Genomic DNA, 18,580 nt, shown 5'->3' on the forward strand with positions numbered 1-18,580 from the left:
CGTCAAGGACATTGAATTGTGCTTTGACGCTTCAATTAACGATGACTTTGTGCTTACTTGTGATACGGTTCATTCCGATTGATCTTCACCGCACGGTAAATCTGCTCCACCAGCACCAGCCGCATCAACTGGTGCGGCAGTGTCATGCGCCCGAAGCTCAGTCGCTGCTTCGCGCGGCGCAGTACCTCATCGGAGAGCCCGTGGCTGCCTCCGATGACAAACACGACATGGCTCGTCCCATACGTGCCGAGCTTGTCGATTTCTGCTGCCAGCTCCTCAGAACTCCAGAGCTGGCCGTCCAATGCGAGCGCAACGACATGCGCCTCGCTCTTCACATGCGCGAGGATGCGTTCACCCTCGCGCTCCTTCACCGCCCGCACCTCAGCTTCGCTCAGGGTGTCGGGCGCCTTCTCGTCTGCGACCTCGATCATCTGAAACTTGATGTACGGGGCGAGACGCTTGGCATATTCCTGAATGCCGAGCGTCAGATATTTTTCCTTCAATTTGCCTACGCCAATAATCTGAATGAACATAAAACCATTTCCTCCTCATGATCCAATTCCGTATGTATCTATTTATGAACAGTGCTTCGCCACACCTATGATCTCACTTATTAAACCTGCACCAGCATACAATACCACCTACCCATTCCCCGAAAACACAAAAAGAGCGCTCCGACACGCTCTCCCTGTTTCTTGCCTGTGATGTTCATACCGGATGGCAGGCGAGCGAGCGTCCATAAGGGACGCACTGCTGCGGATGCCTACACAGTACGCTAGACGACCAGATACTCGGCCTTTTGTTCGCACTCGGCGCACTTCGCAGGCGGGTCCCAATCGGCAAATTCCGTCTCCTTCAGATCAACAATATCCGGAGCGTCCTCATACTCATCGACAAACATGTCAATGGCAATGTCCACGTGTTCTTTGCATACAACGTACATCCGTTCAAGCATCCTTTCTGTAACCAGCTATGCTCCCGATTCACAACCGCTTATCCATATAGGATAGCCACTTCTATGTTCTATCACACCTGGGGTGGAAAAGAAACCCCTATCCTTCATTAATCGTATTTAACCCCCAATAATCTTCCCCAACCGGCAGAAATCAAACCAAAAAAGCGTTCCTTTTTCGACATTATTCCATGTCCATAAGAAACGCTCCAATGATTCCATACTACAGCGCTTATCTATGTTTCATTGCATTCAATCTTCAGTTCAACTTTCTTACTTCAATCCCGATTGTGCCTTGGTCAGCAGCTTGCCGCCATGGAACGCCAGAATGGCGTTTGCGCCCAAATCACCAGAACCCTTGTAATTATAGACGACTGAATTTTCCGCCTCACTCAGGGCCTCACCTTCACCGCCAACAATCTCCTTCACTTCATCATACGTCATGCCCACCTCAAGCTTCTCATATTGAGCAAACGTAATGAGTACCCCATCTCCCTTACCGGCAGATCCGTTATTTCCTGAAGCAGCAGAACCATTCCCACCCGCTTCATTTACCGCTGTTACCGTGCTGTTCAGCTCGTCCAGCTTCTTCTCCAACTCTGCAATCTTCTCATCCTGTTCTAAGCTCTTCTCACCTTGTGAGGCAAGCTGCTTCTCCAGACCTGCAACTCGTCCCTCCAAACCGCTGTTATCCGCAGATCCAGATGAAGATACCTCCGACCCACATGCAGAGAGTATGGACAATGAGAGCAGTAATGCTGTTCCTCCGAGCGATTTTTTCACCATATGTTTCATCAAATAAACTCCTCTTCTTCCAAATTGATCTTCAACCCAGCTACGACAAAAGCATGTTACCCGCATAGTTGTGCAACTTGGCACTATTTGAAATAGTCTATCACAGCCTTCACCTTATGTAACTGAGACTTTGGCTCTGGTTCAATCCGCTTATTCGAAAGGAAAACAAAAAAAGTCCCCGATTCATGTCAGAAGGGTCAATCATTCCAGATGAATGATATGTCGCTTCTTTCACGAGCAGGGGACTTCTCACCAAATCCATTTCCGATTACCTTTACTCCGGTTTATCCGTCAGCTTCACCGACACCTTCTCGGCATTGCCGTCCCGGTAAAAGGATACTTCAATCGTATCGCCAATCTTTTTCTTATCGTACAGATATTTTCGCAGGTCGAGCGTTGAGGTAATTTTTTGCCCATCAAATTCCGTAATGACATCATTGAGCTTCAAGCCCGCGTCGGATGCCGGACCGGATGCTTCGAGCACTACCACGCCGCTGTCGACGTGAGATGGCAGCTTCAGATCCTTGCGCTGCTCGTCATCCAGTGGTGCATATGGATTACTGAGATCAACCGTGTACACGCCCAGGTATGGACGGGAGACTTTGCCGTTCAGCAGCAATGAATCCACGGTTTTCATCACTTCGTTCATGGGAATCGCGAAGCCCAGTCCCTCAACGCCAGTATCCGAAATTTTCATCGTGTTGATGCCGACCACTTTGCCGTTGAGATCAACCAGTGCGCCACCGCTGTTTCCTTCGTTGATGGCTGCGTCCGTCTGGATTACGTTCTGCTCCCAGTCATACACACCATCTTGATTAATGGATACGGGCAGAATCCGATCTGTGTAACTGACAATACCGGAGGTCAGTGTACCGCCCAAACCGAGTGGGTTCCCTATGGCCAGCACGGTTTGACCACGCTGAAGCTTACTAGAGTCTCCAATCTCCGCTACAGGTCCAATGCCTTTATCGTCTTCTACTGACATGACTGCAATGTCGCTCACACGGTCTTTGCCGACTAACTTCGCCTTGTGCGTTTCACCTTCAACCGTTACGATCTCCAGATCACTTGCCCCTTCGACGACATGATGATTGGTCATGATATAAGCTTTGCCATCTTCCTTTTTGAAAATGACACCTGATCCGAGCGCCGAGTCTTCCATGGACAGGCTGCCACCCGTCTTATGATTCACGATGCTCACCACCGAAGGACGCACCTCGGCCGCTGCCTGGATAATCCGGTCGTATGGGTCAGCCGTCTGCGCCGCCTGTACGTTTCCCCCGTTCCCGCCATTGCCTGTAGCGTTGGCTAGAGGGACAGATGCGGGCTGCATGATGAAGCTAAACAGCGTGACGGTCACGATGGAACTGATTACCGAACTAATAACAGCCACCTTCACGGTGGAGCTGATGCCTGAGCGCGACCGGCGCGGATTTTGCCAGCGGTCCCGTCCACCGGGGCGGATAATTTGAAGTTTGCCTTTCTGTACAGGCTCGGCGCGTCTTGATACTTTGGTTGAATAAAAATCGTCTCCGAACAATCCCATCGTGATCCTCTCCCCTTCGTTGTCACGCATCCAGATCCTGACTGCCGCCTGATCATTGTGGCATGGCCAACGATGGTGTTCTCACATAGCCCACTCCGCCGACAGATGAACCTTTCGATCGCTTCTCCAAGTTCATTCTGTCGTCTCCGTTACGTGAAGACCCCAACGGTTTTCCATGCTTTCTCGCATTATTTAAAGTTGTTTTGCATATCGCTGCATCCCCGCTATCCCGAGATGAAGCGTCTATGTACAACAGAACGGACACTCCCATCCTGTCCTTGACTCTATCAGCAACGTTCTCGCATTCTACGACATGCCAACTTCCCGAACAAACAAGCCTCTTATCCAAGGCTCCATATATACTAAACACGCCAAATGCAAAAAAGTTGCATAATTACGAAGATTGACGCAAATTTCTGCTAAAGCGGACTTATCGATAATGGACCTACAATAAAAACGCCCATAGTAACTATCACCACAAAACCCGGTTCGCTAAGCGTACTTTTTCTATTTTCCCAAGAACTTTTTCGGCTCAGGAAGCCACAGATTTCAGCATACACGCCTCGCAACTCAAATTATAGCGGCAAAAAGAGGAATGTTTTCCATCCAGCCTGACTACAATAATAGTAAAAGACCAATTCGAAGGTTCATAGAAGGAGGATTCACTTATGGAACGCACGCGTACCCTCACAGCCATGGATGAGGTTCATATGGCGGCCAAGCTGGCCGATCTCAAGGAAGAACATTACCGGAATACCCTAGCGTTAAGCACCATCATCGAGCTGCTGATCGACAAAGGCATTCTGACCCGCGAGGAAGTGGAACGTAAAGCCGCCGAGCTCGACAGCTTTATGGCTCACCCACCCTATCCCATGGCGTAGGACGGTCATAATACGTATCACAGAGTTTGAACTCATGATCTTTATAAAAACAGCCCCGGCTTTCCATGGCTTCACGCACCGTCATTTTCGCCAAATCCATCATATTATGGTCCCGGCTGAGATGTGCCAGATACGTGCGCTTGATGCGTCCGTTCATCAGTTCACTGAGCGCTGCCCCTGCCGCTTCGTTCGACAAATGCCCAATGTCGCTCAGAATGCGGCGCTTGGTGTTCCATGGATAACGCCCCATGCGCAGCAATTCGACATCATGATTCGCCTCCAGCACAAGCACATCGGAATCTGCGATCGCATCGCGAACCTTGTCGCTCATATAACCTAGGTCTGTTGCGACGGACAGCTTCTCGCTGCCATCATCGAACGTGTACCCCACGGGTTCCGCCGCGTCATGAGAGATGCCGAAAGATTCCACACGCAAAGAGCCAAAATCATGCTGCTCCCCCGTCTCGAACACTCTCCGGTTTTCCTCGGGAATGTTCCCAACCGACTTCTCCAAGGCCGCCCACGTATTCGTATTTGCATAGATTGGTAAATTATATTTCCGAGACATCGCGCCTAGTCCTTTAATGTGATCGGAATGTTCATGTGTAACCAGAATCCCGTCCAGCTCCGTTCCTGAAATCTCCCGTTCCAGAAACAAGGCTTCCAATCGCTTTGCACTAAGACCCGCGTCAATCATGAGGGACGTGCCCCCATGCTGTATAACCGTTGCATTCCCTGTCGAACCGCTGGATAACACGGTAAAATATATCCCCATAACGCATTACTCCCCTGGTTTGTCTGTCTTGGGACTGAAAACATCCCCACTGATGCCCTGCACGTACAACACTTCGCCACTTTCCAGCACGAACCGCCATGCCGGCATCGCTACCTGTATATCGGAATTGAACAACTGGCCGTAGTAGCCCAGCTGAATGTCTTTGACAATGGCATCGTTCGGCAAAAAGTTCTCGATCAGCGTTCCCAGCGCCTTCGGCGCCGGAAGCACCTGCTGATCGCTCTCCTCTGCGGTTGTAATCCGCACCGGAGTCTGACGGTAACCCGTAATTTTCTGATCGCTGTAGAACAGCTCCAGACTGACATTGAAGAGCGGCCACTTCCCATCGACAAGCGGATGAAGCACAAATGCCCCATCCTCCGTCATTAGCTGATCCAGCCGATACGTGCCGATCTGCGGAATTTCGCCCGCCAGCACGTCCTCAAGCTCCCTCTGCGAGAAGATTAGCTTGCTGTCCACCGGCTTGTCCAGATCCATTTGAATCCCCGTCTTGTCCTCTTCTATAAACTCATAGGACAGCTTGGGCAGCTTCGGCGTTTCGTTCGGAATCGGTGCCAGTACTTGAATGCCCTTCTCTTCCATCGCCTGCTGCGTATTGTCTGCCAGCGAGGTGAAGTCCAGATTGGCTCCGGCCGTCTCCCGCGCATCCATCCAGATCTGGTAACCCAGCACCAGATTGAGCAGCAGGAAGGCATAGATCAATACATTTTTCGCCCGTCCCCAATCCAAAACATTCACCTCCGTTATTTGATATAAGACGACTAATCTCACACTGGGCCACTACGCGGTCAGAACAACCTTCCGATCGCTGTTACCCCCGGATTTCATGAATTCCTCTTCGAAAGGGGAAATCCGGTGGTAGCGTATGCTTCCGAAGTAGCTTTCTTTCAGAAAGCTTTTAGCGAACGCTCCGCTTCTTCAGGTTATTTCTGCCCTCTCCGTTATCGTGTGACCTTACACCTCGCTCCAAATCGAATGACTCCGGCACCCTAGAACAACCATCAAGAAACAGTGGTCTCCTCTCCGTTGCTGAAGCGGATGACCCATACAGGGATCAGCTTCAGTCCACCCTCAATCGTGGACGGGCGATACGCCGGGTACACGTCGACCACTTGGCGGCTCTCACCAGCTACCTTCTCGATCAGGGCTTTCAGCTTGTCGCCACCTGACAGCTTCACCGATTTTTTCGTTTCAGCACCTTCGTTCAGGTATTCCAGCGAACGTTCATAGCTGGACACGGTCTCCTGCTGCATCTCCATACTGATGGTGCCGAAGCGGAACTGTACCGAATCCATAATCGGAAAACTGCCGTAATACTGTTGGAACTCCAGATGCGTCTTGTTATCCACGGTATCCAGCATCATGCGTGAGCGGCCTTTCCAGCCGCCATGCTGATTCACAAAATCCACCGCAGACAGCGCGTCCTTCGCTGCATCAATCTGTCCTGCAGGTGGTGCAGCCGGATCGGTATAGCTGATCCAACGCTGATCCTGCTTCACTTGCAGACTTCGTTTGCTGTCCGTATAGATCTCCGATCCATCCTTTTCCCGAATATTCCGGGTCATGCTGGGATCGAAGAACAGGCTGCGCTGCATCTGCTCCACAGTAAACTGCCCTGTCGGTACATCCGCTTCAACCGCATCCAGCGACTCTGCCGGAATATAATATCCACCGTCCGTCAGCGTGTATGGCGTCCAATTGGTACCGAAGTCGACATGCTGCTGCACGTCCTGTACCGTCAAGTCAGCCTGAGTTGCTTCATAGACGACATCACCCTTAGCACTGAAGAACAGTGCATGGGCTTTGGTTTCATTTTTCGCCGTATAGATCGAGATCCGGTTAATCGTTTCGCCCTGAAACAAGGAGTCCGTACCAAGCCGCATCACTCGCTGCAGCAGGGCAACCGGAATACCTTCCTTGAACGACAACTCAATGCCGGGGTTATCCTTACGGATCCGATCCCAGTTCACAGACTGGATGGTACGCCGCTGGAAATCATCAAATGTACGTCCTTGCAAACGTGAATAGATCAGCTGGTAGAAGGTATTGCCTGGGTAAAACACCGTATGTTTGTCCTCTCCCATATGAATCATCATCTGGTCGGGGAAGATCAGTTCCTCAATATCTCGTTCCTGACCCATGTTCTCGGTCTTCACATAGTTCGTCTCAGACGTCACAATCGAATCCCCGCCACCGGGCAAACGATAGATCAGAAAATAACTCTGCACCAGACTGGCGGCAACGAGAGAAGCGAGCACCAGGGATTTAATCCGTTCCTTCAAGGTGCTCACCTCCTTTTTCACGCATAGGCAGTGTGAACGTTACGGTTGTGCCTACATCCACTTCGGACTCCAAAGAAATGGTGCCGTCATGTGCCCTAACAATTTCCCGGGCAATGGATAGTCCCAACCCTGTACCGCCCATACTGCGGGAACGGGCCTTGTCTACACGATAGAACCGTTCAAAGATACGATCCAAGTCCCGCTGCGGAATACCCATCCCCGTATCAGATACCGAGATGGCAAGAGTATGCTCATCACTGCGTCTGGCTGCAATTGTAATCGTTCCGCCCTCCAGCGTATACTTCAGCGCATTGGACACGACATTATCCAGGACCTGATCAATCTGGTCCCGATCCAGTGGAACCTCAGGAATGCCATTCTCGACCGACAATACAGGCTGAATATCCTTCTGATGCATCTGGAATGAGAAACGATCCGTTACCTCCTCCAGCATGTCCATAATATCGGTCGGCTGTTTGCGCAGCAGTGCTTCCTTGGAGTCGAGCCTTGAGAGATGCAGCAGATCCGTAACCAGCCGTATCATGCGCTCCGTCTCGTTCTGAATAACGCCAACGAACCGTCCAGCCAGCTGCGGGTCTTCAAGTGCTCCATCATCAAGCGCTTCTGCATAGCTCTTGATCGTCGTCAGCGGCGTACGCAGCTCATGCGATACATTCGCAACGAACTCGCGCCGGGATGCCTCCAGCTCTTCTTGTTCGGTAACATCCTGAAGCACAGCAATCGTACCGGTAATGCCCAGCTCACGCCGATGAACCGGCGTAAACGTCATGCGGATCACCACAGGGTCTTCCTGCCCGGCAGGTGCAATCTGCAGCAGCGTTGAACCCGTAAAACCACTCGCCAGTGCTTCCGCATCTTCCGGATCAATACCGAGCAGAACGGCAAAATGCCTGCCTTCGATATCCGCAGGACGCATGCCCAAAATGCTGCTAGCACGGCGGTTGACCAGAATGACTTTGCCATACTCATCGGTTGCAACCACGCCATCACTCATGTTCGTCAAAATGGACGTCAGCTTCTCTTTCTCCTCTTCATTCTGAGAGAGCGCGTCCCGCAGGCGACTGGTCATATAGTTGAACGCCCGACTGAGCTGTCCAATCTCATCTGTGCCGAATACAGGCGTCTGCTGATCGAAGTTCCCTTCGGCAACCGCTGTTGCCCTGCGGGTAACTTCCTTGATGGGCTGCGTAATGGTATGTGACAGAATGACGCCGAGCACTGCGGTCAGCACCAAGGCGATCAGTATGCCGGAAATGAAAATTTTGTTGATTCCCTCCATGGTGGAGTACAGCTCGTTCATGGAGGCGGCGATGTAAACCGCGCCGATGATCTTGCCGCCGGACATGACCGGCTTGGCAACGACCTTTTTACGGACATTGTCCTCGTCCACAATGTACTCCTCATTATCCCGGATGCCCTGCAGTGCCCGGCTAACAACGGTCTGGGTATTTTTGCGACCCACATAATCGGAATGTGAGCTTAAGGAAGTGGTCAACACTTTGCCACTGGCGTCCAGCACCTGAATCTCGGCACCGTTAATGTTGAACAGATTGTTCACCAGTACACGCAGGTTTTCCGTTTTGTCCTCGCCAGCCTCAGCTTCTCCACCAGCCATGGTCTCACCCACAAGAACGGACAGCATTTCCGCCCGTGCCTGCAGATCCTCGGTAAAGTTGCTCGTCAGGGAGTTCTTCATCGCACTCACGAAATAAACGCCAATCAATTGCATCGCAATCAGAATCAGCAGTACATAGATAATAATCAGTTTCGCCTGAATCGTTCGGAAGAACGAAAATCGCGAGAAACGCCCCATTATATCCCCACGCTTTTGGGACTGCGCACGAGATAACCCAGCCCGCGGCGAGTCAGAATCGTTTCCGGTTTGCTCGGATTCTCCTCAATCTTCTCGCGCAGACGACGGATCGTGACATCCACGGTACGTACATCCCCAAAATATTCATATCCCCATACCGCCTGCAGCAGATGTTCCCGCGTCATGACCTTGCCGGAGTTCTTCGCCATATAATAGAGAAGCTCGTATTCACGATGCGTCAGATCAAGCGGTTCACCGCTTTTATAGGCCGTATACATGTCCATATCAAATGCGAGGTCAAACAAGCGCATGACCTGCTTCTCGTCGTCCTCCGGAGCCTCGGCAGCCATTGCAGGCTTCTGTCGTCTGCGCATCTGTGCCTTCACCCGGGCGAGAAGCTCCCGCGTACTGAAAGGCTTCGTTACGTAATCGTCCGCACCCAGCTCCAGCCCGAGCACTTTATCAATCTCGCCGTCCTTCGCCGTCAGCATAATAATCGGCATCTCCAGATGGGCGCGTACCTCGCGGCATACATCCATGCCATCCTTGCCCGGCAGCATCAGGTCCAGGAGCATCAGATCCGGTTTCTCGGATAATGCCAGTTCAACCGCACGAATGCCATCAAAAGCACAGATGACCTCGTACCCCTCTTTTTCCAAGTTAAACTTCAGAATGTCCGCAATGGGCTGTTCATCGTCCACCACCAAAATCTTCCCCTGCATCGGCTGTATTCACCCCTATATCCTGCTTGATCCGCCCTAGCGGTCTTTATCTCTTTTTGGATCTTATCTTCTATGAAAAACGTAATTCTAACGGTTTGATCTATAATGGTATCTTTACTGTATAGTTTAACATACCTGAAGGACAGTCACATCCCGATCCATCGATCCAAATGCTACAAATTGAAAATATTTTACAGCATGAAAAAACAAGGCCGGCATCTAAGCCAACCTTGCTCCTGATTTCTTTCCGTTAGTTGAGATATGTCATCGGATTTTCTGGCGTTCCGTTCTTGATAATCTCGAAATGCAAATGCGTTCCGGTCGAACGACCGGTGTTGCCCATAACGCCGATGCTCTCACCTTTTTCAATCACTTGTCCAACCTTTACGCCAATGCTGTCCAGGTGGCCATACAGTGTTTCATATCCGTTACGATGGTTAATGATAATAACATTGCCATACCCGCTCTTCTGTCCTGCAAAAGTAACCACGCCTTCATCGGCGGATTTCACATCCCGGTTACCTACCAGATCGACACCTTTATGTTGACGACCCCAGCGTTGTCCGAAGCTGCTGCTCATCGTTGCGTTCGATACAGGCCAAGCGAATTCACCTGTACCCTCACCGACCACTTTCGTTCCGCTCAGCACCACCTCAGTAACCGCTGCCTTGATGACTTCCTGGCCCAGCCATTCTTCCTTGATGACTTCACCATTTTCCTTGGTTACACGGTATTGCATGCTTTTTAGTCCGCTTTGTCCAGGACGTACCACTTTGGTTGTGCCTGCTTTTAGCTCATCACTTTTTCGCACTTCAACTTGTGGTTTGATCTCAATTTGCTCCACGACCTGCTCAACCGACTTCACCGTAACTGCCGGTTTAGGCACCGTCAGCGTAAGCTCGTCCCCGATCTGCAGTGACGTTTCCTTGATGCCTGGATTGTTCTTGCGAATCTCGCTTTGCGTAATCTCATATTTGGCCGCGATGGAAGAGATCGTATCTCCTTCACGCACCACATAAGTTACAGGCGCATCTTTACCAACGGTTAATGCTTTAACCGCCTCGGACACATCCCATATTTTATTTGGATCCGCCTTGACTGCCTCTGTCGCCACATCTTCCTTGATGTCCACCGACTTCAGCGTTGTACTTGGCCCTTCCGCTTTGCTTGACGAGTTGGCCGATACTGCCTTCGTCTTGAGCGAACTACGCACAGCCGATGCCGATATGTATTTGCTCTGCACTTGTTCCAGTATGGCATCTGCTGTTGCCTGATCCTTCACAATGCCGATCACTTCGCCATCCACTTTGAGTTCCACGCCTTTGGCATATGCAGTCAGCATATCACCGAGCTTGTCCAGCGTTTCTTCGCTGTTCACTTCAGGTTTGTACGCTTTTACCGTTTCGGTCGTGATGCCATCTGTGTTCAGCACCATTTCCGCGTCAGGATATTTATTTTGGTATTCCTCGGTTTTGTCTGCAAATAGTTTGTGTAACTGCGCTTCATCCGTAATGCTGCCAATCTCATTCCCTTTCACCATAACCTTGTAATAGGGAACGGTGTTTGCAGCAACGTATTGCTTGCCTGCGAATCCGATCGATGCAGCGATGAATACACCGCATGCTGCTGTAATGATCCATTTACGCAAGGCCAGAACGCGCTTTTTATTTACACTGAAGTTGGACATGCTCATGTTGTTTTTGTCTTCGGCCGTCCGGTGTTCTCCGGATTGTTCGTGTACCCGGTTTTTGTCCGGTTGGCGTATGCCTCTGAAACCTTTCATGATTCTCTCCTTTTCAGCACTTCTCAGTTCGCATTTCTGTCAAGACACACCCATTCGTGTCTGTCTCAAGTCTGTCGATATTTGGTTCTGGGTGTCCGCAAATCAGGACTTTGGCTGCGCTCATAAAAGTGTCAAAATTTTAACCTTTTATCACACCCGTATACTTTAACACAGGTTTTACACTCATTTCAACTCTAGGCGTCACAGCCCAAAGCCGCGCCCCGCTTGGTTTTCCTGTATTATCCATAACATGGCAGCCAGATATTCTTACCCATTATGCCTCGAGTTCAGGTATACTATGTAGTTTCGGTCTAGTTTTAAGACTAGGTTCTAAGACCCACAACAATGCGAAATTATTTTCATAAAAATACAATAAGAAAATCCCTCGCCAGATAATCTCCGGTAAGGGATTGTGTAAAAAAAGATACTTGGGATCCTATCTTTCACTTGGTTGCTCTCAGCTTGTGAAGAGTGGATTGCTGGATCCATAGATACGTACACTTTTATGCGTATTTTTGTATACCGTCACTTATTCGGCCTGAAGCACTTCCATAAGATTATCGTATTCCTCGCTCGTCAGATATTTCGATATCACCTGTTCAATGTCACGTAATTCCTGTTCGGTCAGGCCATCTTCCATCGCACCCGAGATTTGTTGCATTTCATTTTGGGGAAGCTTCGCCATCAGCAGACTGAAGATCTTCTCTTTTTCCTCCAGAGGCAGCTTGTCCTTTGTTCCCGTAATATCATCCGGTGATACCACAACAGCATCCTCGCCTGAAGCAGCAGAATTACCGGAGGTTCCTGCCGTACCATTGCCAGCTGCTGTTCCGTTTCCACTTCCGGTAGCACCTTCTGAAGCCTTATTGGTGTTTGTGTCTATGCTGTCTGTGCCAGCGTTGGTGCTCTCGTCTCCACCCGTAGAATCCGTCTGATCAGTTCCATTCGACCCAGCATCTGTATGGCCAGAACCATTCTCTGAGCTTGTATCTTGTTCTGTCCCATTCCCCATCACCGATATGGCGTCCTCTGGAACCTGCTCCTCTTCGGCTCCGGTCGGCTGATCCGTTGTTCCTGACCCCGGTTTGTTCTCCTCGCTCGCCTTACCGCCGAGCGCTCCCTGGAACATGGATGTTAACCCCAGCGGTTGCCCTTCCCACTCAATATTAAAACTCGCCAGCAGCGATTTCACATACGACTGTACTATTAATCCGGTCGTCAGCAAGGTCAATGAACTAACCAGCATGACGGTAAGTACGATTTTGACAAACCATTGAAGCAACTTCATCCCTGTTCTCCTCCTCCGATTATCCAACCTGTCTGTGGCCATCAGCACATCAGGTCTGTGATTCTACTGTTAATCAGTATTGACGGAAATCTCGGGATTATATCAGGAGATATGCGAAAAACCCCCAGCCATCGCTTATCAGGCGATAACTGGGGGTCTATGATTCAACTCTACATTACACGTAGATTGGAAGGACTTGATTCGTTTGCTCACGGTTACGACCTACGGAGAAGATCGCGATTGGAATACCTGTTAGCTCGGATACACGTTTCACATAGTTCTGTGTGTTCACAGGCAGATCTTCGAGTTTCTTCGCTCCAGTGATATCCTCGCTCCAGCCAGGCATCTCTTCGTATACCGCTTCACATTCAGCCAGCATTTTCAGGCTAGCTGGATAGTGTGTGATGATCTCACCGCGGTATTTGTATCCTGTGCAGATCTTCACTGTTTCAAGACCCGTCATAACATCCAGAGAGTTCAGGGACAGACCCGTAATGCCGCTGACACGACGAGCGTGACGAACAACAACGCTGTCGAACCAACCCACACGGCGAGGACGTCCGGTTACAGTACCGTACTCATGTCCAGTCTCACGAATTTGATCACCAACTGCATCATGCAGCTCGGTAGGGAATGGGCCATCTCCTACACGTGTCGTGTAGGCTTTAGCTACTCCAATGACCTGCTGAATGCGAGCAGGACCAACGCCGGAACCGATACATACACCGCCTGCTGAAGGGTTGGATGAAGTCACATATGGATACGTTCCTTGGTCAAGGTCCAACATTACACCTTGTGCACCCTCAAACAATACTTTTTTGTTCTCATCAATGGAATCGTTAAGCACAACGGATGTATCACGCACGTAAGGACGCAAAATTTCCGCATATCCCAAGTAATCTTTCAGGATTTCCTCTACATCTACTGGCTCGCCGCCATAGACTTGCTCGATCACACGGTTCTTTTCTTTTACCAGATGACGCAATTTCAATTCGAAATCTTCCGCATCAAGCAGGTCAACCATCCGAATGCCGATCCGAGCGGATTTATCCATATAAGCTGGACCAATGCCTTTACCGGTTGTACCAATTTTGTTTGGACCTTTGCTCTCTTCTTCCAGTGCATCCAGAACCATGTGGTAGGGCAGGATGATATGTGCACGTTCACTGATGAACAGGTTTTTGGTCGTAAAATCATTATCATGAATATAGTTAATTTCTTCAATAAGTGCCTTCGGGTTGATAACCATGCCGTTACCAATGACACAGGCTTTATCCGTGTAGAAAATGCCCGATGGAATCATCGTCAGTTTATATTTTTTGTTGTCGATCAGAATCGTGTGTCCTGCGTTGTTACCACCTTGGTAACGAGCGACCACGTCTGCGCTTTCAGCCAAATAATCCGTAATCTTGCCTTTACCTTCGTCTCCCCATTGCGTTCCCACTACAACTACCGTTGACATCGTACATACCTCCGTGGGTGCCTTGCGCACCTTTGTATTGGTCTGTCCGTCCTCTATCTCGGCAGGAATTCAAAGTGAAAATACCGGCGGAGAAGCGTGCTAACGGACAGTGAAAATCCCCCCGTATTACATTCCAAGGAAGGTTTTCGCTGCTTTAACGCAGCAATTCTAGTGTACCAGTCCGCTTTTTCAAAGTCAAATGAAATGGCGAACAATTGGTAATTGCAATACTCTAATGTTCGGAATTAACCCCATATTTCGACGCAAAAAACCGGCGCAGCCTGTCAAAACTAGCTTGACGGCTAACCCCGGTTTAATTGCACGATAGAACTCAGGCTCTATATATCGTATTTATAATCTATTTATAAGTTCATATTAACTAGTGGTTGATGATTACAAATCTTCTCTATAAACTAGCGAATAATATCGTCTCTACCATCTACATGGCAAAGGCATCATTATGTGCCCGCTCATAGTTAACGAACTTATTGAAGTTCTTGAGGAACACCAGCTCAACCGTACCTACCGGACCATTACGCTGCTTGGCGATAATAATCTCGATAATATTTTTCTTCTCGGTCTCCTGGTTATAGTAGTCATCCCGGTACAGGAACGCTACGATATCAGCATCTTGCTCGATCGAACCCGATTCCCGCAAGTCACTCATCATCGGACGTTTATCCTGACGCTGCTCTACACCCCGGCTCAGCTGGGACAAGGCAATAACCGGAACTTCAAGTTCCCGGCCAATCTGTTTCAACGTACGCGAGATCTCTGATACTTCCTGCTGACGGTTCTCGCCCGCTTTACCGCGGCCGCTGATCAGTTGGAGGTAATCGATCAGAATCATGCCAAGCCCTTTTTCTTTTTTGAGTCGGCGGCATTTGGCACGGATATCTGCTACTGTAATCCCTGGAGTATCATCGATGAAAATGTCCGCTTCGTTCAAGGCTGCAATGCCCATCGTCAGCTTCTGCCAATCTTCATCACCTTTGAAGTCACCCATACGCATGACACCCGCATCAAGGTTGGCTTCAGCACAGATCATACGCTGTACCAGCTGTGCAGCCGACATCTCCAGACTGAAGATGGCTACCGTCTCCTGTGCCCGTATTGCCACGTTCTGGGCAATGTTCAGGGCGAAGGCGGTCTTACCTACAGATGGACGAGCCGCTACAATAATCAAGTCACTCCGCTGGAATCCAGCAGTCATCTTGTCCAGATCGATGAACCCTGACGGAATACCGGTTGTAGTGCCCCGGTTTTGATGCAGCGTCTCTACACGGTCGAATACTTCCATCAATACGTCCTGAATGGCGATAAAGCCACTACTGGAACGTCGGTTGGAAATTTCCAAAATGCGCCGCTCTGCTTCTCCAAGCATGGCTGCGACATCTTCGCCGCCCGTGTATCCTTCGCTGACGATCTGCGTAGCCGTACGGATCAAGCGTCGCAGCATCGATTTTTCTTCAATAATCTGTGCGTAATAATCCACATTGGCAGCGGTAGGTACACCATGGGCCAGCTTCGCCAAATAACTGACGCCTCCGATGTCCTCCAGCTCGCCTTTATCCTTCAGACGCGAAGTCAGCGTGACGAGGTCAATCGGTTGATTTTCCTCACCCAGCTGGATCATCGCTTCAAAAATCAATTGATGGGGCTTATCATAGAAATCCTCGGTTTGCACCCGTTCCATCGCTGTAATCAGGGCCTCGCCCTGCAACAGGATTGCACCCAGCACCGCCTGTTCGGCTTCCAGGTTCTGCGGGGGAATCCGGTCGAATAACATTTCGCCGCCCATCTTACTCCTCCGTTACCTGTACCTTCAAGGTAGCCTTCACTTCAGGGTGAACCTTGACGGTTACTTGGGTTACGCCGAGTGTACGAATTGGCTCGTCCAGCTCAATTTTGCGTTTGTCGACTTTCAGCCCTTTGGCTGCCAGAGCTTCAGCGATTTGTTTGCTTGTGATCGCACCGAACAATCGGCCGCCTTCGCCGGATTTTGCTTTCAGTTCAGTTACTTCTGCCTCCAGTTTTTTGCCGAGTACTTCCGCTTCAGCTTTCTCTTCCTGCTTGCGTCTTTCCTCAGCTGCATTCTGGTTGTCCAGTGTTTTCATGTTGCCGTCCGTTGCCAAACGTGCCATTCCCCGTGGCAGAAGGAAATTCTGTGCGTATCCCTCGGATACTTCCTTCACTTGTCCTTTTTTCCCCTGACCTTTTACATCTTTTATAAAAATGACTTTCATTCGAACAGCCCCTCTTCCTTTTCGATTTCAGCCAGTACGTCCATCAGCCGTTTTTCTGCCTCTCCAAGCGTTCCTTCTAATTGCACGGCAGCATTCGTCAAATGTCCGCCACCGCCAAGTCTTTCCATAACGACCTGAACATTCATGCGCCCCAGTGATCTAGCACTGATGCCAATGAGTCCATCCGGACGCTCACTAATGACAAATGAGGCGACCACGTCAGTCATATTCAGCAATGTGTCCGCCACCTGGGCGATCATCATCTGTGGAATCTTGCTACCGGAGTCTGTCGCTGCCAGCGCAATGTTCCCGTATACCATTTTAGCATGCTTTATGATTTCTGCCTTAGCAATATATTCTGACAAATCCTCTTTCATGAGACGCTGGATCATTATGGTGTCTGCCCCGCTCCGACGCAGGAAGCCTGCAGCTTCGAATGTCCTCGAACCTGTATGCAGTGCAAAATGCTTCGTATCCACAGTAATCCCGGCGAGTAAAGCCGTTGCTTCAAGCGGAGTGAACTGCACCTTGTCATGAATATACTGCAGAAGCTCAGTCACAAGCTCCGCAGCAGAAGAAGCGTACGGCTCCAGATAGATCAGTACTGCATCGTTAATGAATTCCTCTCCGCGGCGATGGTGATCGACCACCACAACGCGGGTAGCCGATTGTACAAGTTTCGGCTCCATGGTCATCGAAGCCTTATGGGTATCCACCACAACGAGCAGCGTATGCTCTGTCATCATCTGGGTCGCCTGTTCGGGTGATACGAAGGCTTTGGACAATTTCTCATCCTTGTTTACCTGCTCCATCATCCGATCAATGGACGGGTTCGGCCCATCCAGCACGATTCTTGCTTCTACATTGTATAAGCTTGCCGCCTTCCATACCCCTATGGACGCTCCGATTGCATCCATGTCAGGCATCTTGTGGCCCATGATAAGCACCCGATCGCTTTCCTGCATCAAGTCGCGCAAGGCGTGGGCAATTACCCGGGCTCTGACCCGTGTACGTTTCTCCACAGCATTGGACTTCCCGCCGTAGAAGGACAGGCGTTGTCCGGACTTCACAGCAGCCTGATCGCCACCGCGTCCAAGCGCCATATCCAAACTCGACTGTGCCAGTTCACCCATCTCGCTGATCGTATCCGAACCAAATGCGAGTCCAATACTGAGTGTCATCGGAACTTTAAGATCTGCCGTCATCTCCCGCACTTCATCCAGGATGACAAAACGGCTCTGTTCCAGCTCCTGCAGCGACTTATGATTCAGCATCATCAGATAACGGTCAGAAGAGAGGCGGCGTAAGTATACTTCATATCTTTTCGCCCAAGACGTGATCTCGCTCGTTACCCGCGCAATAAGCGCAGTCCGCTGTTGATCGTCCATCCCTTGTGCTGCCTCATCCAGATTATCCAATACCAGAATGCCCAGTGCTATGCGTTCATTCTCATATTTATCGCGCAGAACTGCAAGCTCCGTGATCTCGTAAACATATACATACCGCTCCTGCGGATTATGGATAACGCCATAGAACCGGTCATCCAACTGGAATTCATCATGAAGTTCCTTGGCCGGTTCTTTGGTTCCATCCTTTTTTTCTTTCGGCTGAGGCAGCTTCGGAAAAAGGTTTTGCAGTGGATTGCCCACCATCGTCTTTTCCTGGAACATCTCCGCGACGAAGCGGTTGTGCCACTCTACCGTACGATCCTCGCTGTACAGCACGATCCCGAATGGGAGCATACTGATCGCTTCGCCCTCCATCCGTTTGATGCGAATGGATAGGCCGTTAATGTAGTCGTTAAGCTCGCGGCGGAACGCCATCTCCGCCTTAATCATGACGATTCCCAGCGCCGAAGCCAGTATCAGACTAATCAAACCAAGCGCCCAGTTATAGATGGTCACGAACATAACAAGCAGAAGCAGCAGTATGAACGCCCATACGGTATAGTAGCCGTGCCAGCGTTTCTTCAGAAATTTAGGCATGACTCATC

At 50.1% G+C, this 18,580-nt stretch carries 16 protein-coding genes; 1 reads left to right on the forward strand and 15 read right to left on the reverse strand.

All coding sequences use genetic code 11. The annotated features are described in order from the left end of the window. Positions 1–53: 53 nt before the first annotated feature. From rlmH to ABGV42_RS30080, 4 genes are all read right to left on the reverse strand, one after another. A complete protein-coding gene (gene rlmH / locus ABGV42_RS30065; RefSeq protein WP_095362209.1) occupies positions 54–533 on the reverse strand; it encodes a 23S rRNA (pseudouridine(1915)-N(3))-methyltransferase RlmH in 480 nt (159 codons plus the stop codon). 242 nt (positions 534–775) lie between these two features. Further along, positions 776–943, reverse strand: coding sequence for a CxxH/CxxC protein (locus tag ABGV42_RS30070; protein WP_063870633.1), 168 nt, complete (start codon positions 941–943; stop codon positions 776–778). 282 nt (positions 944–1,225) lie between these two features. Continuing rightward, entirely contained in the window at positions 1,226–1,747 is a 522-nt protein-coding gene (locus ABGV42_RS30075) for a hypothetical protein (protein ID WP_347385002.1), read from the reverse strand. A 274-nt stretch (positions 1,748–2,021) separates the two neighbouring features. Beyond that, positions 2,022–3,293 carry a S1C family serine protease gene (locus ABGV42_RS30080; protein ID WP_347385003.1) on the reverse strand — a complete coding sequence of 424 codons (1,272 nt, stop codon included), beginning with the start codon at positions 3,291–3,293 and terminating at the stop codon, positions 2,022–2,024. A 668-nt stretch (positions 3,294–3,961) separates the two neighbouring features. On the opposite strand from ABGV42_RS30080, the gene ABGV42_RS30085 reads away from it, so the two are divergent. Further along, entirely contained in the window at positions 3,962–4,174 is a 213-nt protein-coding gene (locus tag ABGV42_RS30085) for a hypothetical protein (RefSeq protein WP_095290595.1), read from the forward strand. On the opposite strand, the gene ABGV42_RS30090 is transcribed toward ABGV42_RS30085, so the two are convergent. From ABGV42_RS30090 to ABGV42_RS30140, 11 genes are all read right to left on the reverse strand, one after another. Then, positions 4,143–4,949 (reverse strand): MBL fold metallo-hydrolase, encoded by an 807-nt coding sequence (locus ABGV42_RS30090; protein ID WP_347385004.1) that lies wholly within the window; start codon positions 4,947–4,949, stop codon positions 4,143–4,145. The genes ABGV42_RS30085 and ABGV42_RS30090 overlap by 32 nt on opposite strands. A gap of 6 nt (positions 4,950–4,955) precedes the next feature. Continuing rightward, a complete protein-coding gene (gene yycI, locus ABGV42_RS30095; protein ID WP_347385005.1) occupies positions 4,956–5,699 on the reverse strand; it encodes a two-component system regulatory protein YycI in 744 nt (247 codons plus the stop codon). A 272-nt stretch (positions 5,700–5,971) separates the two neighbouring features. Further along, a complete protein-coding gene (locus ABGV42_RS30100) occupies positions 5,972–7,252 on the reverse strand; it encodes a YycH family regulatory protein (protein ID WP_347385006.1) in 1,281 nt (426 codons plus the stop codon). Next, positions 7,236–9,086 carry a cell wall metabolism sensor histidine kinase WalK gene (walK, locus tag ABGV42_RS30105; RefSeq protein ID WP_347385007.1) on the reverse strand — a complete coding sequence of 617 codons (1,851 nt, stop codon included), beginning with the start codon at positions 9,084–9,086 and terminating at the stop codon, positions 7,236–7,238. The genes ABGV42_RS30100 and walK overlap by 17 nt, the downstream gene beginning before the upstream one ends. Further along, positions 9,086–9,808, reverse strand: a complete 723-nt coding sequence (gene yycF, locus ABGV42_RS30110) for a response regulator YycF (protein WP_154894423.1) — start codon at positions 9,806–9,808, stop codon at positions 9,086–9,088. Before yycF ends, walK begins: the two co-directional genes overlap by 1 nt. 250 nt (positions 9,809–10,058) lie before the next feature. Continuing rightward, positions 10,059–11,591, reverse strand: a complete 1,533-nt coding sequence (locus tag ABGV42_RS30115; protein WP_347385008.1) for a peptidoglycan DD-metalloendopeptidase family protein — start codon at positions 11,589–11,591, stop codon at positions 10,059–10,061. 529 nt (positions 11,592–12,120) lie between these two features. Continuing rightward, the gene (locus ABGV42_RS30120; RefSeq protein WP_347385009.1) at positions 12,121–12,879 is read right to left on the reverse strand and encodes a hypothetical protein; all 759 of its coding nucleotides are present in this window, start codon (positions 12,877–12,879) and stop codon (positions 12,121–12,123) included. A gap of 175 nt (positions 12,880–13,054) precedes the next feature. Further along, complete coding sequence (locus tag ABGV42_RS30125; protein WP_347385010.1) at positions 13,055–14,341, reverse strand: adenylosuccinate synthase; 1,287 nt, start codon at positions 14,339–14,341, stop codon at positions 13,055–13,057. Positions 14,342–14,780: 439 nt separating this feature from the next. Beyond that, on the reverse strand, positions 14,781–16,142 hold the full coding sequence (gene dnaB, locus ABGV42_RS30130; RefSeq protein WP_347385011.1) for a replicative DNA helicase: 1,362 nt from the start codon (positions 16,140–16,142) through the stop codon (positions 14,781–14,783). 1 nt (position 16,143) lies between these two features. Then, positions 16,144–16,587: a 50S ribosomal protein L9 gene (gene rplI, locus ABGV42_RS30135; RefSeq protein WP_095290578.1), complete on the reverse strand. Its 444-nt coding sequence runs from the start codon at positions 16,585–16,587 to the stop codon at positions 16,144–16,146. Then, positions 16,584–18,572 carry a DHH family phosphoesterase gene (locus tag ABGV42_RS30140; RefSeq protein ID WP_347385012.1) on the reverse strand — a complete coding sequence of 663 codons (1,989 nt, stop codon included), beginning with the start codon at positions 18,570–18,572 and terminating at the stop codon, positions 16,584–16,586. The genes rplI and ABGV42_RS30140 overlap by 4 nt, the downstream gene beginning before the upstream one ends. Between the last annotated feature and the right edge of the window lie 8 nt (positions 18,573–18,580).

This window comes from Paenibacillus pabuli (assembly GCF_039831995.1).
Taxonomy (GTDB): Bacteria; Bacillota; Bacilli; order Paenibacillales; family Paenibacillaceae; genus Paenibacillus; species Paenibacillus pabuli_C.